General features: G+C 76.5%; 3 protein-coding genes. All 3 read left to right on the top strand.

All coding sequences use genetic code 11. The features are described 5' to 3' along the window. Positions 1–599, top strand: a 599-nt coding sequence (locus IE312_RS41615; protein WP_229900361.1) for a cytochrome P450, incomplete at its 5' end; no start/stop codon positions are given. A gap of 98 nt (positions 600–697) precedes the next feature. Beyond that, complete coding sequence (locus IE312_RS23785; RefSeq protein WP_189984362.1) at positions 698–2,050, top strand: serine hydrolase domain-containing protein; 1,353 nt, start codon at positions 698–700, stop codon at positions 2,048–2,050. A gap of 340 nt (positions 2,051–2,390) precedes the next feature. Continuing rightward, positions 2,391–15,367: non-ribosomal peptide synthetase (locus IE312_RS41610; protein WP_229900360.1), on the top strand; the 12,977-nt coding region annotated here is incomplete at its 3' end.

Genomic DNA, 15,367 nt, shown 5'->3' with positions numbered 1-15,367 from the left:
CCCGTCCCGGCGAGGACCTCACCAGCCGACTCATCGCCGCCGAGGTGGACGGCGTCCGCCTCGCCGACCAGGAGATGGTCGGGTTCGTGGCGCTGCTCCTGGTGGCCGGGCACATCACCACCACCGCGCTGCTGGGCAACGCCGTCGTCACCTTCGACCGGCACCCCGGCACGGACGCCGCGCTGCGTGCCGACCCCGCGCGGATCCCGGCCGCCGTCGAGGAGGTGCTGCGCTGGCTGCCGCCCTTCCCGGAGCTGGGCCGGCGGGTCACCCGGCCCGTGGTCCTCGGCGGCCACGAGATCCCCGCCGACAGCCTGATCATGGCTCACCTGGGCGCCGCCAACCGGGACCCCGCCCGCTTCGACGCGCCCGACGTCCTCGACGTGACCCGAAGTCCGAATCCCCATCTGACCTTCGGGCACGGCATCCACTTCTGTTTCGGCGCGCCGCTGGCCCGGCTGGAGGCACGGATCGCTCTGCGTATGTTGCATGAACGATTCCGCATCCTGGCGATCCCCTCCTACGAGGACGTCGTCCACCAGAACCCGGCCGTCATCATCGGCGTACGCCGGCTGCCCGTCGAGGTCGGCAGACCGTAACCCGAGCGCGTACCGCGCACCGGCCGGCCCCCCTACCGCTCACGGGCCGGACCGGAAACACCCGCACATGAGACCCATCCAACGGGAGTCCCCTTCTCATGCCGTACACCTTCCCCGCCGCTCCGGCCCCTTCCCGGACGCCGTCCCTGCTGCGCCGGGAGCTGCAGGACCGGCTCGACACCCTCGCCCGCACCCACCGGGTGCCCGGCGCCCAACTCGCCCTGGACACCGGCTCGCACTTCATATCCGTGCACACCGGTACGGCCGACACCGCCACGTCCGCCCCCTTCACCGCGGACACCGCCGTCCCCCTCGGATCGCTCACCAAGCCCTACACGGCCGCGCTCGTCATGCTCCTGGCCGACGACGGCGACCTCGACCTGGACGAGCCCGTCGCCGAACACCTCCCGGAACTGGTCCAGGTCCCCGAGGTTACCGTCCGTCATGTTCTGGCCCACATAGGTGGGTTACCCACCGGGCCCGACTCGGACACCGCCGCCACGACCACCGCCGCCCGCTATCTCGCGGCCGTCTGCACCGCCGGCGACACGCTGTTCGCGCCAGGGACCGACTTCTCCTACTCCAACGCCGGCTACGTCGCCGCCGGCCGGCTGGTGGAGACGGTCACCGGCATGCCGTGGCACGAGGCGGTCCGGGTCCTGCTCCTTGAACCCCTCGGTGCCGTACCGGCGTTCATAGGTGAGGCGGCCCCCGCCCGGCCCGTGGCCGCCGGGCACGCCGTCAACACCGCGACCGGACTGGCCCGTCCGGCCCGGCAGAACCTCGCTCCGCTGGAGGCCCCCGCCGGTGCGCTGCTCGCCAGTGCCCGGGACCTGGCCGCCTTCGGCAGCGCGCTCATCGGCCGCGGGGACCTGCTGCCGCCCGCCGTCGCCAAGGAGATGCGCCGCGCCGAGTCCGCCGCCCGCCCCGGCACCCTGGCCGACGGCTGGGGCGCCGGACTCGCCCTCTACCAGCACGACGGCCGCGTGTGGTGCGGGCACGACGGCAACGCCCAGGGCACGTCCTGCCACCTGCGGGCCGACCCGGAGAGCGCAGTGGTGGTCGCCTTCACGGGCAACGCGGGCGGTGCCACCGCGCTGTGGCGCGAACTCACCGAAGAACTTGCTCAGTTGGCCGGCGTACGCGTGCCCGCCGGCGCATGGGCCGCGGAGCGGGGCCGCCCCGTCACCCTGCCCGAGTGCGCGGGCACCTACCGCAACGGCGCCACCACCTACCGCGTGGCACCGGGCCCGGACGGCTCGCCGGCCCTGTCCGTGGACGGCGACCTGCCGCTCCCGCTGGTCTGCTACGCCGACCTCTCCTGCGACCTGCGCGATCCGGACACCGGGCGCCTCGAACCCGGGGGCCGGTTCCACCGCGATCCGGCCACCGGCAGGATCGACCGGGTGCAGATCTCCGGCCGCACGGCCCGGCGCACCGCCGACGGCTGACCGGCGCGGCCGGCACCCAGGTCCGGTTCCCGGCCCTGGTGGACACCGGCGCCCGGGGAGCCCGCCCTCCCGCCGCGCACCGGCGTCACCCGTGCCGGAACCGGGCGGCCCGTGCCGCCCGTGGCCGGACCGGCCGGCACCCGCACCCGCCGCTGTCACCGCTCAGGTGACCTGCCCGTTCCCCCCGTCGCCATCGTCGCCATCGTCGTCCGGCCCGCCCCGGCCCGGCACCCACGCTCCGCAGCACCGTCGCGCACACCCGGTGGACCACCCGGTCCAGCGCACCGCCCCCGGGCGGTCACCGGCGCCGCATCGCCCCGCTCTCCGAAGGACTTCACCCATGACGGACCTGCACGACAAGCCCGCCCCGGCGTCCTGCCTGCCGCAGCAGACCGGCCCCGCCGCCGACGCGCCGGAGAGCGACGCGGCGGAGCACCCGACGCTCGGCGAGCTGTTCGCCGCCTGGGTGGCGCGCACCCCGGACGCACCGGCCCTCACCGACGGCCGACGCACCTGGAGCTACCGCGAACTCGCCGCCCGCGCCGACCGGTTGGCCGCGCACCTGGTCCGGCGGGGAGCCGGACCGGACCGCGTGGTCGCCCTCGTCCTGCCGCGCTCCATGGAGCTGATCGCGGCCGAGCTGGCCGTGGCCCGGGCCGGCGCCGCGTTCCTGCCCGTGGACCCCGCCTACCCCGCCGAGCGCCGCGCGCTCATGCTCGCCGACGCCGCGCCCGCCGTCACCCTCGACGACCCGCGCACGGTCCGCGACTTGCTGGACACCGGGGACGGCGCCGGGCCGGGGGCCGGTACCGAGGCCGACGCCGACCACGCCGCCTACGTCATCTACACCTCCGGTTCCACCGGTACCCCCAAAGGCGTGACGGTCACGCACCGGGGGATCGGCGGCTTCACCGCGGCCGCCGCCGACCGGTACGCGGTGGGCCCGGGCGACCGCGTGCTCCAGTTCTCCTCGCCGAGCTTCGACGCCTCCGTGCTGGAGCTGTTCGTCTCCGTGCTGGCCGGCGCCACGCTCGTCGTCCCGCCGCACGGCCCCTGGCTCGGTGACGAACTCGCCGCGGTCCTGGACGAGCACCGCATCACCCACGCCCTCATCCCGCCGGCCGCGCTGGCCACCCTGCCCGACCCCGCGCAGGGCACCGCCCGCCATCTGCGCACGCTGATCGTGGGTGCGGAGGCCTGCCCGGCCGGCCTCGTGGACCGCTGGGCCCCCGGCCGCCGCATGATCAACTCCTACGGGCCGACCGAGGCCACCATCGTCGCCACCTGGACCGGGCCGCTCACCGCGGGCCGGGGCACCCCGACGATCGGCGGCGCCCTGCCGCACACCCGGGTGTACGTCCTCGACGCCCGGATGCGTCCCGTACCGGCCGGCGGGGACGGCGAGTTGTGCGTCGGCGGCGACGCCGTGGCCCGCGGCTACCTGGGCCGGCCCGGGCTGACCGCCGCCCGTTTCGTCGCCGACCCGTTCGGCCCGCCCGGCGCCCGGCTGTACCGCACCGGCGACCGGGCGCGCTGGACCACCGACGGGGAGCTGGAGTTCCTGGGCCGGCTGGACCGGCAGGTGAAGATCCGCGGCTTCCGCATCGAACCCGGCGAGATCGAGGCGGCCCTGCGCCGGACCGGCGCCGGCACCGTCGGCGAGGCGGTCGTCGTGGTACGCGAGGACACGCCGGGCCACCAGCGCCTCGTCGCCTACGTCACGCCGGCCAGCGCCCCGCCCTCCAGAGGCCCCCGGCCCACCACCGACACCGCCCCGGCCCCCGGCGACACCGCCCCGCTCCCCGCCGACCCCCGGCCCAGCGCCGATGCCGCCCCGGCCCCCGGCGACACCGCTCCGCTCCCCGCCGCCCGGCCTAGCGCCGATGCCGCCCCGGCCTCCGGCGTTCCCCGGCTCGACGCCGACACCACCCCGGATTCCGCCGCCCCCCGGCCCACCGCCGACACCGCCCCGGCCCCCGGCGGCGGTCCGGACGCCCCCGCGGGCTCCCTCGACCCCGCTGCTCTGCGTGCGGCCCTCGCCGCCACGCTGCCCGCCCACATGGTGCCGTCGGCGATCGTCGTGCTGGACCGGATGCCGCTCACCCCGCAGAACAAGATCGACCGCAAGGCGCTGCCCGCTCCGGAACGCTCGGCCGCCGCCGGACACGTGGCGCCGCGCTCGGAGCGGGAGGCGGCCCTCGCGGCGATCTGGGCCCAGGTGCTGGGCGCCGAGGCGGTCGGGGTGACCGACGACTTCTTCGAGCTGGGCGGCGAGTCCCTGCTCGCCGCCCGTGTCCTGGCCCGGATCCGGGAGGAGCTGGGCGTCCGGCTGACCGTGCGGGACGTGTTCACCGCGCGGACGGTCGCCGCCCTGGCCGCGCTCCTCGGCGACCCGTCCGCCGCGGCCCCGTCCGAGCCGATACCGCCGGCCCCCGCCGGGGCCGCCCTGCCGCTGTCCAGTGCTCAGCGGCGGCTGTGGTACCTCGACGACCTCACCGACGGCGGCTCCGAGTACAACACCGGCGTGTCCCTGCGGCTGCGCGGCCCCCTGGACCCGGACGCGCTGCGCCGCTCCCTGCACCGCCTGGCGGCCCGCCACGCCTCCCTGCGCACCACCTTCGCCACCGTCGACGGCCAGGGCGTCCAGCGGGTCGCGCCGGAACCCGAACTCCCCCTCTCCACCGCCGACCTCACCGACGTCCCCGACGCGCGCCGCGCCGAGGCCGCCGAGGCACTGCTCACCGAGGAGCTGAGCCGCCCCTACGACCTGGCGGCCGGCCCGCTCACCCGGGCCCTGCTGGTCCGGCTGGCCGCCGACGACCACCTGCTGCTCCTGGCGCAGCACCACATCGTCACCGACGGCTGGTCGGTGGGCGTCCTCACCCGCGAACTCGCCGCCCTCTACCACGCGGAGACCACCGGCGAGCCCGACGGACTCGCCCGGCCGGCCGTGCAGTACCCCGACTTCGCGGTGTGGGAGCGACGGCAGCGGGCCGGTGACGCGGACGCCGACGACCTGGCCTACTGGAAGCGGCACCTGGCGGGCATCCAGCAGCTGGAGCTGCCCACCGACCGGCCGCGTCCCGCCGTGCGCACCACCGCCGGGGCCGCCCACCGGCACACGCTGCCCGCCGAGTTGGTGACCCGCCTGCGGCAGCTGGCCGCGGGCCGCGGCACCACCGTGTTCACCCTGTTCGCCGGCGCCTGTGCGCTGCTGTTCTCCCGCTACTCCGGGCAGCGGGACGTCGCGTTCGGCACCGTCACCACCGGCCGCGGCCGGCGGGACCTGGAGGACGTGCCCGGCTTCTTCGCCAACACGGTGGTACTGCGCGGCGAGGTGGACGAGCGGGCCACCGTGGACCGGTTCGTGGAGAGCATGCGGACGACCGTCCTGGACGCCTTCGCGCACGACGGGGTGCCGTTCGACCGGGTGGTCGAGGAGCTGGCCCCGCCGCGGGACCCGAGCCGCACCCCCCTGGTGCAGGCCCTCGTGGTGCAGCAGACCGCGCTGCCGGTGCCGCCGCTGTCCGGCGGGGTGCGCCTCGCCGAGCACCCGCTGCCCCGCCCCGCCGCCCGCTTCGACCTGGTGCTGGAGTTCACCCCGGACGCGGACGGCGGCTGCGTGCTGACCGCCGAGTTCAACACGGACCTGTTCGAGACGGCGACCGTGGCCCGGCTGACCGCCCATCTGCATCGCCTGCTGGAGGGCATGGCGGACGGCCCGGGCCGCGCGCTGGCCGAACTGCCCATGCTGTCCGCCGAGGAGCAGCGCACGCTGGTGGACACCTGGAACCCGCCTGCCCGCCGGTCCCGGGACACCCAGGCCGCCACCCTGCCCGACCTGTTCCACGCCCAGGCGGCCCGGACCCCCGACCGTACCGCCGTGGTCTGCGGCCCGGACCGGCTGGAGTACGCCGAGGCGGCCCGGCGCGCCAACCGGCTGGCCCGGCTGCTCCTCGCGCGCGGCGCCGGTCCGGAGACCCTGGTCGCGCTCTGCCTGCCGCGCACCGCCGACCTCGTGCCCGTGCTGTGGGCGGTGCTCACGGCCGGCGCCGGCTATCTGCCCGTCGACCCCGCCTACCCCGCCGAACGCGTCCGCTTCATGCTCGCCGACGCCCGGCCCGCCCTGGTGATCGCCACCCGGGAGACCGCAGCCGCCCTGCCCCCGGACTGCGCGCCGCTGCTGCTGGAGGACTGCGCCGACCCGGCCGTGCCCGACACCGAGGTCACCGACGCCGACCGGCCCCGGCCGCTGCTGCCGGACCACCCCGCGTACGTCATCTACACCTCCGGTTCCACCGGCCGCCCCAAGGGGGTCGTGGTCACCCACCGCACGGTCGCCGCGCTGGCCGCGTGGGCGGCGGAGCGGTTCGGGGAGCGGGGGCTCGGCCATGTCATCGCCTCCACCTCCCTCAACTTCGACGTCTCCGTCTTCGAGCTGCTCTGCCCGACCACGGCCGGCGGCACCGTCGAGGTCGTCGCCGACCTGCCGGCCCTCACCGACGGCACGGGCCCCCGGCGGGCCGGGCTGCTCAGCGGGGTGCCGTCCGTCGTCTCCCGACTGATCGCGGGTGGTACGTCACCCGTGACCGCCGACACCGTCGTCCTCGCCGGGGAGGCCCTGCCCGCGCAGACGCTGCACGACCTGCGCCTCGCGCTGCCCGGCTGCCGGATCGCCAACATCTACGGCCCCACCGAGGCCACCGTGTACGCCACCGCCTGGTGCGCCGGGGACCGGCTGCCCGAACAGGCCCCGCCCATCGGCGAGCCCGTGGCCCGCACCCGGGCCTACGTCCTCGACCACGCGCTGCGCCCCCAGCCCGTCGGCGTCACCGGCGAGTTGTACCTCGGCGGCGGCGGACTGGCCCGCGGCTACCTGAACCGGGCGGGGCTGACCGCCGCGCGGTTCGTCGCCGATCCGTTCGGCGCGCCGGGGGAGCGCATGTACCGCACCGGCGACCTGGTGCGCCGCCGCGCCGACGGCGTGCTCGAATACGTGGGCCGTATCGACCAGCAGGTCAAGGTGCGCGGCTTCCGCATCGAACTCGGCGAGGTGGAGGAGGCCCTGCGCGGATGCGCGGGCGTCGCCGAGGCCGCGGCCACCACGACCACCGACGGCGACGGCCACCGGCGCCTGGCCGGCTACGTCGTCCCGGCCCCCGGCGAACGGGTGGAACCGGAGGCCGTACGCCGGGAACTCGGCCGGACGCTGCCCGCCTCCATGGTGCCGTCGGCCGTCGTCGTGCTGGACGCCCTGCCGCTGAACCCGAACGGCAAGCTCGACCGCGGCCGGCTGCCCGACCCGGGCCCCGCCGTCCGCGCGGTACGGCACGTCGCCCCGCGCACCCCCACCGAGCGCGTCCTCGCCGCGATCTGGGCCGAGGTGCTGCGCGCCGAACGGATCGGCGTCGACGACAACTTCTTCGAACTCGGCGGCGACTCGATCCTCAGCATCCAGGTGGTGGCCCGCGCCCGGCAGGAGGGCCTGCCGCTGACCTCCCGGGACGTCTACCGGCACCAGACGGTCGCCGCCCTGGCCCGCTGCGCGGACGCCGCCCGGGGCCCGCGCGAGGCCGCGCCCGCGCCCGAGGCGGCCACCGGCACCGTTCCGCTGACCCCGATCCAGCACTGGCTGTTCGACACCGCCGCCGAACGCGCCGGCCACTACGCCCAGGCGCTGTCCGTCCGCGTGCCCGACGACGTGGACCCGGCGGCGCTGGAGGACGCGCTGAACGACCTGGTCGCCCACCACGACGCGCTGCGCTCCCGCTTCACCGCCGACGACACGGCCCCCGGGGTTCGCTGGCACATCGCGGACGAGGCGCCCCGCGTCCCCCTGGCCCGGCACACCGGCCCGGACCCGGACACCCCGCACTTCGGCCCGTTCGACCTGGCCCGGGGGCCGCTGCTGCGGGCCGTCCTGCACGACCCGGGAGCCGGCCGGCCCCGCGTCCTGCACCTGGCCGTCCACCACCTGGTGGTCGACGGGGTGTCCTGGCGGCTGCTCCTGGACGACCTGGACCGCGCCTACCGGGCCCGGCGCGCCGGCGAGGACGGCCGGGCCGCGCTGCCCGCGAAGTCCTCCCCGCTGCGCGGCTGGAGCCGCCGGCTCAACGCCCACGCGGCCGACGGCGGTTTCGCCGACGAGCGGGAGTACTGGGCCCGGGCCGTGCCCGACACCGGGCCCGCCCTGCCCGCCGACCTGCCGGACGGCACCAACACCTACGCCTCGCAGCGCGCGGTCACCGTACGGCTGACCCCCGAGGACACCGCCGCCCTGTTGCGCACTCTGCCCGACACCTACCGCACCCAGGCCAACGACGTCCTGCTGAGCGCCCTCGGCCGGGCGCTGTGCGCCGGCACCGGCCGGGAGCGCGTGGTCGTCGACGTCGAGGGGCACGGCCGCGAGGAACTCTTCCCCGAGCTGGACATCAGCCGCACGGTCGGCTGGTTCACCACCCGGTACCCCGTCGCGCTCGCCGTTCCCGAGGACGCCGGCTGGGACACCGTGCTGAAGCAGGTCAAGGAGCAGCTGCGTGCCGTACCCCGGCACGGACTGGGCCATGACGCGCTGCGGCACCTCGCCGGTCCCGGTGCGGCACCGCGTACCCCGGCCGCGCAGATCAGCTTCAACTACCTGGGCCGGATGGGCCTGCCGGAGGGCGGCGACGGCCTCTACCGGGGCACCGTACGCCCGCTGGAGCTGGACGCCGACCCGGCGGCCGAGCGCCCGCACGCCCTGGAGGTCGTCGGCCAGCTCGACGGGGACAGCCTGGAGTTCACCTGGTTCTACTCGGACCGGCTGCACCGGGAGGACACGGTCGCCGAGCTGGCCCGGCGCTTCGCGGACGCGCTGAGCGGGCTGGCCCGGCACGCCACCCGGCCGGGGACCGCCGGACGCACCCCGTCCGACTTCCCGCTGGCCCGCCTCGACCAGGCCGCCGTGGACCGGATCACGGGCGCGGACCCGGCGTCGGTGGCGGACGTGTACCCGCTCACGCCCACCCAGGCGGGCATGCTCTTCCACGGCCTGTCGCAGGACGACCGCGGGGTCTACTTCCAGCAGCTGACGTTCGAGCTGGACGGGGTGCCCGACCCGCGGGCCCTGGCCGCCGCCTGGCAGCAGGTCACCGACCGCACCGAGGTGCTGCGCGGCCGGGTCGTCTGGCAGGACGTGCCCGAGCCGCTGCTGGTGGTGCAGCGCCACGCGGCCGTGCCGGTCACCCACCTGGACTGGCGGGACCTGACGGCGGGGGAGCGCCGCGCCCGGCTGGACGACGTGCTGGCCCGGGACCGGGCGGAGGGCATCGACCTGGGGCGGGCCCCGCTCCAGCGGCTGCTCCTCGCCCGTGTCTCCGACACCGCGGTGCGCGTGGTGTGGTCCTTCCACCATCTGCTGCTGGACGGCTGGAGCCTGTTCCAGGTGCTCTCCGACGTCTTCGCCCGGCACGCGGGGACCGGCCCCGACACCCTCGCGGACCGGCCCCCCTACGCGGACTACGTGGCCTGGCTGCGCGGGCGCGACCAGGCCGCCGCCGAACGGCACTGGCGGCACCGGCTGACCGGCCTGGCCGAGGCCACACCGCTGCCCTACGACCGGGAGCCGCGCGAGGCCCACCGCGCCGAGTCCACGCACGAGGTCCGCGCCGCGCTGCCCGCGGCCGTCACCCGGGCGCTGGAGGAGCTGGCCCGCGCCGCCGGCCTGACCGTGAACACCCTGGTGCAGGGCGCCTGGGCGCTGCTGCTGGCCCGGCAGGCCGGCCGGGACGAGGTGGTGTTCGGCACCACCGTGTCCGGACGGCCGCCCGAGCTGCCCGGCGCCGACGCCATGACCGGCCTGTTCATCACCACCCTGCCCACCCGGGTCGCGGTCCCCGCCGAAGGAACCCTGACCGACTGGCTGCGCGCGCTCCAGCACGACCAGAGCGAGGACCGGCGCTTCGACCACCTGCCGCTCACCCGGATCCGGACGTTCGCCGAACTGCCCGAGCAGGTCGGCCTGTTCGACAGCATCGTCGTGTTCGAGAACTATCCGGTGGACGACGACCTGGCCGCCGCCCACGGGCTGCGGCTGAGCGGCCTGGAGGGCGTCGAGACCACCAACTACCCGCTCAGCCTGACCGCCTACCCGGGCCCCGAGCTGACCCTGCGCCTGGGCTACGACCCCGACCTGTTCGACGCCGGCACCGTCGAGCGGATGGCCGAGTACCTGACCGTCCTGCTCACCCACGTGCCCAGCGGCGCCGCGCGCCCGCCGGCCCGGCTCCCGCTGCTCGCCCCCGGCCGCCGCGAGCAGGTGCTGCGCGCCTGGAACGACACCGGCACCGGCCTGCCCGAGACCACCGTGGCGGAGCTCTTCGCCGCGCAGGTCCGCCGTACCCCCGACGCCGTGGCCCTGGAGGCCGGCGACGACCGCCTCACCTACCGGCGGCTCGACGCGCTCGCGGCCGGGCTGGCGGCGCGCCTGACCGGGCTCGGCGTGCGGCCGGAACGTCCCGTCGGCGTGCTCATGGACCGTTCCGTGGACCTGATCGTCACCCAGCTGGCGCTGGTCCGCACCGGCGGGGTGTACGTGCCGCTGGACGGCCGGGCACCGGTCGAGCGGCTGCGCCGGACGCTGGCCGAGGCCGGGGCCGAGCTGCTGCTCACCGACACGGTCTGGGCGCGGACGGCCGGGGAACTGCTGCCCGGCGACGCCGTCCTGCGCGTCGACACCGCCGGGTCCGGCGCGGACGGCCCCGCACCCGCGCAGCCCGCGCACCCCGTGCACCCCGACAACATCCAGTACCTGATGTTCACCTCGGGCTCCACCGGCACCCCCAAGGGCGTCGCCGTGCGCCAGCGGGACGTCGCCGACCTCGCGCGGGACCGGGCCTTCACCGGGCACGACCGGGTCCTCGTGCACTCGCCGCACGCCTTCGACGCGGCCACCTACGAGGTGTGGGTGCCGCTGCTGCGCGGCGGCACCGCCGTGCTCGCCCCGCCGGCCGACCTCGACGCCGCCCAGGTCCGGCGCGCCGTCACCGAACAGGGCGTGACCTGCCTGTGGCTGACCGCGGGCCTGTTCCGGCTGCTGGCCCAGGAGGACCCCGGCTGCCTGCGCGGCGCCCGCGAGGTGTGGACCGGCGGCGAGGCCGTGCCGGGCGCGGCCGTGCGCCGGGTCCTGGAGGCCTGCCCCGGCCTGACCGTCGTGGACGGCTACGGCCCCACCGAGACCACCACCTTCGCCACCCGCCGCGTCTTCCGCGCCGGCGACCCGCTGCCCGCCGTGCTGCCCATCGGCCGCCCGCTGGACAACACCCGCGTCCACGTCCTCGACGCCGCCCTCCAGCCGCAACCGCCGGGCATCCCGGGCGAGCTGTACATCGCCGGCGCGGGACTGGCCCGGGGCTACGCGGGCCGGCCGGGCGCGAGCGCCGCCCGCTACGTCGCCGACCCCTACGGTCCGCCCGGCACCCGGATGTACCGCACCGGCGACCTCGTCCGCTGGAGCGCCGACGGCGAACTGCACTTCGTCGGCCGCGCCGACGACCAGATCAAGATCCGCGGCTTCCGCGTGGAACCCGCCGAGATCGAGGCGCTGCTCACCGCCCACCCCGCCGTCGCCGAGGCCGTCGTCTCCCTCTACCAGGACGCCGGCCGCAAGCGGCTCGCCGCCCACCTGGTGCCGGCCGCCGGCACCGACCTGCCCGGCGCCACCGAGCTGCGCGCCCACCTGGCGGCCGCACTGCCCGACTACATGCTGCCCGCCGCGTTCGTCACCGTGGCCGAACTGCCGCTGACCGCCAACGGCAAGGTCGACCGGCGGCGGCTGCCCGCCCCCGACTGGTCGGCGGGCGGCGACCGTGCCCACCGGGCGCCGCGCACCGAGACCGAGCGGGTCCTCGCCGGTATCTGGGCCGAGCTGCTCGGCGTCGAACGGGTCGGCGTGGACGACAACTTCTTCACGCTGGGCGGCGACTCCATCCTCAGCATCCAGGTGGTCTCCCGGGCCCGGACCGCGGGACTCGCCCTCACCCCGCGCGACCTCTTCCGGCACCCCACCGTCGCGGAGCTGGCCGCCGCCGGCGGCGACGCCGCACCCGCCGTCGCCGGCACCGGACCGGTCAGCGGACCGGCGGACCTCACCCCGATCCAGCACTGGTTCCTCGACCCGCGGCCGGCGCACCCCGCCTTCTTCAACCAGTCCGTCGTCATCGAGGCCGCCGGTCCGGTCGACGAGGACGCCCTGCGCCGCGCCCTCACCGCCCTGTGGACCCACCACGACGCCCTGCGCGCCCGGTTCCGCGCCGCCGGCGACGGCTCGTGGAGCCAGGACATCACCGCCGACGACCCGGTCCCGGAGCTGCTCGAGGTCCACGACCGGCGGGCCGAGGAACCCGTCACGGCGGCGGCCCACGCCGGACTCCGGCTGGAGACCGGCCCGCTGTTCACCGCGCGCCTGTTCACCGCCGACGGCACCCGGCCCGCCCGGCTGCTGCTCGTCGCCCACCACCTGGTAGTCGACGGCGTCTCCTGGCGGATCCTGCTGGAGGACCTGGAGACCGGCTACGCGCAGGCCGTCGCCTCGGAGCCGGTACGGCTGCCCGCCCGCACCACCTCCCTGCCGGAGTGGACCCGGCGGCTGCGCGACCGGGCCGGCGCCTTCGCCGACGGGCTCGCGTTCTGGGAACGGGCCGCCCGGCACTGCGCCGAGCCGCTCCCCGCCGACGGCGACGGCGGCACCACCATGGCCGACGTCCGCGAGGTGACCGTACGCCTGGACCGCGAGCGCACCGACGGCCTGCTGCGCCGCGTCCCCGGTGTCTACCGCACCCGCGTCGACGACGTCCTGCTCACCGCGCTCGGCCGGGTCCTCGCCGACTGGACCGGACGCGACACCGTCGCCGTCGGCCTGGAGGGACACGGCCGCGAGGACCAGCTGTTCGAGGACGTCGACCTGTCCCGCACGGTCGGCTGGTTCACCTCCCTGTACCCGGTCGCCCTCACCGTGCCGGCGGAGGACTGGGGCACGGCCCTGAAGTCGGTCAAGGAGCAGCTGCGGGCCGTACCCGACCGGGGACTCGGCTACGGCGTCCTGCGGCACCTCGCCCGCGAGCCCCGGCTCGCCGCCGCGCCCGCGCCCGGCATCACCTTCAACTACCTGGGCCGCTTCGACTGGTCCGCCGGCGGCGGCACCCTGATCGGGGCGGTGCCCGGCGGCCTGGGCGGCGCCGAGGCACCCGGCAGCGAGCGGCCGCACCTGCTGGACGTCGTGGCCCGGGTGGAGGACGACCAGCTGCAGATCACCTGGTTCTACGGCGCCGGACGGCACCGCGAGGAGACGGTCGCCGCGCTCGCCGAGGGCATGCTGCACGCCCTGGCCGACATCGTCGCGCACTGCGCCCGCCCCGGCGCGGGCGGCCGTACCCCTTCCGACTTCCCGCTGGCCCGCCTGGACCAGGCCGCCGTGGACCGGATCGCCGGGGACGGCCGGGACGTCGCCGACATCTACCCGCTGACCCCGATGCAGGCCGGCATGCTCTTCCACAGCCTGCTCGACGCCGACAGCCGCACCTACGTCAACCAGGTGCAGCTCGTGCTGTCCGGTGTCACCGACCCGTCCGCGCTTGCGCAGGCCTGGCAGGACACCGCCGACGCCAACCCGGTGCTGCGCACCGGCCTGGTGTGGCAGGAGACCCCGGAACCGCTCCAGGTCGTCCGGCACCGGGCCACCGTGCCCGTCACCCTCCACGACTGGTCCGGACGGCCCGCCGAAAGCGGCGCGCGCGAGCTGGACCGGCTGCTCGAAGAGGACCGGCAGGCCGGCATCGACCTCGGCTCGGCGCCCCTGATGCGGCTGACGCTGATCCGGCTGGCACCCGACCGGGTCCGCGTGGTGTGGACCTTCCACCACGTCCTGCTCGACGGCTGGAGCGCCGCCCAGGTCTTCGACGAGGTCTGCGAGCGGTACGCCGCCCTCACCTGCGGGCGCCGCCCGCAGCTGCCCGAGCGCAGGCCCTTCGCCGACTACCTGCGCTGGCTCGCCGGGCGGGACACCGGCCGGGCCGAACGGTACTGGCGCGAGACCCTCGCCGGTTTCCAGGCGCCCACCGAACTGCCCCGGGACCGGCGGCCCGCCGAGGCCCACCGCGCCTCCTCCTCCGGGTCGGAGCGCATGACCCTCGGCGCGGACGTCTCGGCGCGGCTGCGGGAGACCGCCCAGCGGGCCGGGCTCACCCTCAACACGGTCCTCCAGGGCGCCTGGGCGCTGCTGCTGTCCCGCTACGGCGGCGGCAGCGACGTGGTGTTCGGTACGACCGTCTCCGGCCGGCCCGCCGAACTGCCCGGCGTCACCACCATGGTGGGCCTGTTCATCAACACCCTGCCCACCCGGGCCCGCGTCGACGGGACCCGCCCGCTGCTGGACTGGCTTCGCGATCTGCAGGCCGCCCAGTCCGAGGCGCGCCGCCACGACTTCGTCTCCCTGGCCCAGGTCCAGTCCTGGAGCGAAGTGCCCGGCGGCACCGGCCTGTTCGACTCCATCGTGGTCTTCGAGAACTACCCCTTCGACGAGGGCGCGCTGGCCCGGCACGGCCTCGCCATGGAACAGGAACAGGACCTGGAGCCCACCAACTACCCGCTCAGTGTGGTCGTCGCGCCGGGGGACACCCTGGACGTGCACCTCGACTACGACCCCGCCGCCTTCGACGCCACCACGGTGCGGGCACTCGGCGAGAGCCTGCGCGCCCTGCTCACCGGCATGGCCGCCGACCCGGACCGTCCGCTGGCCGAGCTGCCGCTGCTGGAGCCGGCCGCGGGGCGCGCGCTGGTGGACCGCTTCGGCGGACGCGTGGCCGAGGCGCCGTACGACACCCTGCCCGAGGCGTTCCGCCGGCAGGCCGAGCGCACCCCGGACGCCCCGGCCGTGCGGCACGGCGACACCTGCCTCAGCTACCGCGAACTCGACGCCCGCTCCAACCGGCTGGCGCGGCGGCTCATCGCCGCCGGCGCCGGGCCCGAGCGCTTCGTCGCCCTCTGCCTGCCCCGCACCGCGGACCTGCTCGTGGCCCTCCTCGCGGTGCTCAAGAGCGGCGCCGGCTACCTGCCCGTCGACCCGCAGTACCCGGCCGAGCGCGTCGCGTTCCTCTTCGAGGACGTACGGCCCGACGCCGTGATCACCGCCATCGAGACCGCCGGCCGGCTGCCCGAGGGCCCGTACACCCGGATCCTGCTGGACGCGGACGCGGACGCGGACGCGGACGGGGACGCGGGCGCGGCCCCGGGCGCCGGCGCACCGGACACCCCGGTCGGCGACGGCGACCGGCACACCCCCCT

The organism is Streptomyces capoamus (genome assembly GCF_014654935.1).
Taxonomy (GTDB): Bacteria; Actinomycetota; Actinomycetes; order Streptomycetales; family Streptomycetaceae; genus Streptomyces; species Streptomyces capoamus.
This window is presented reverse-complemented; position numbering and strand designations above follow the sequence as displayed.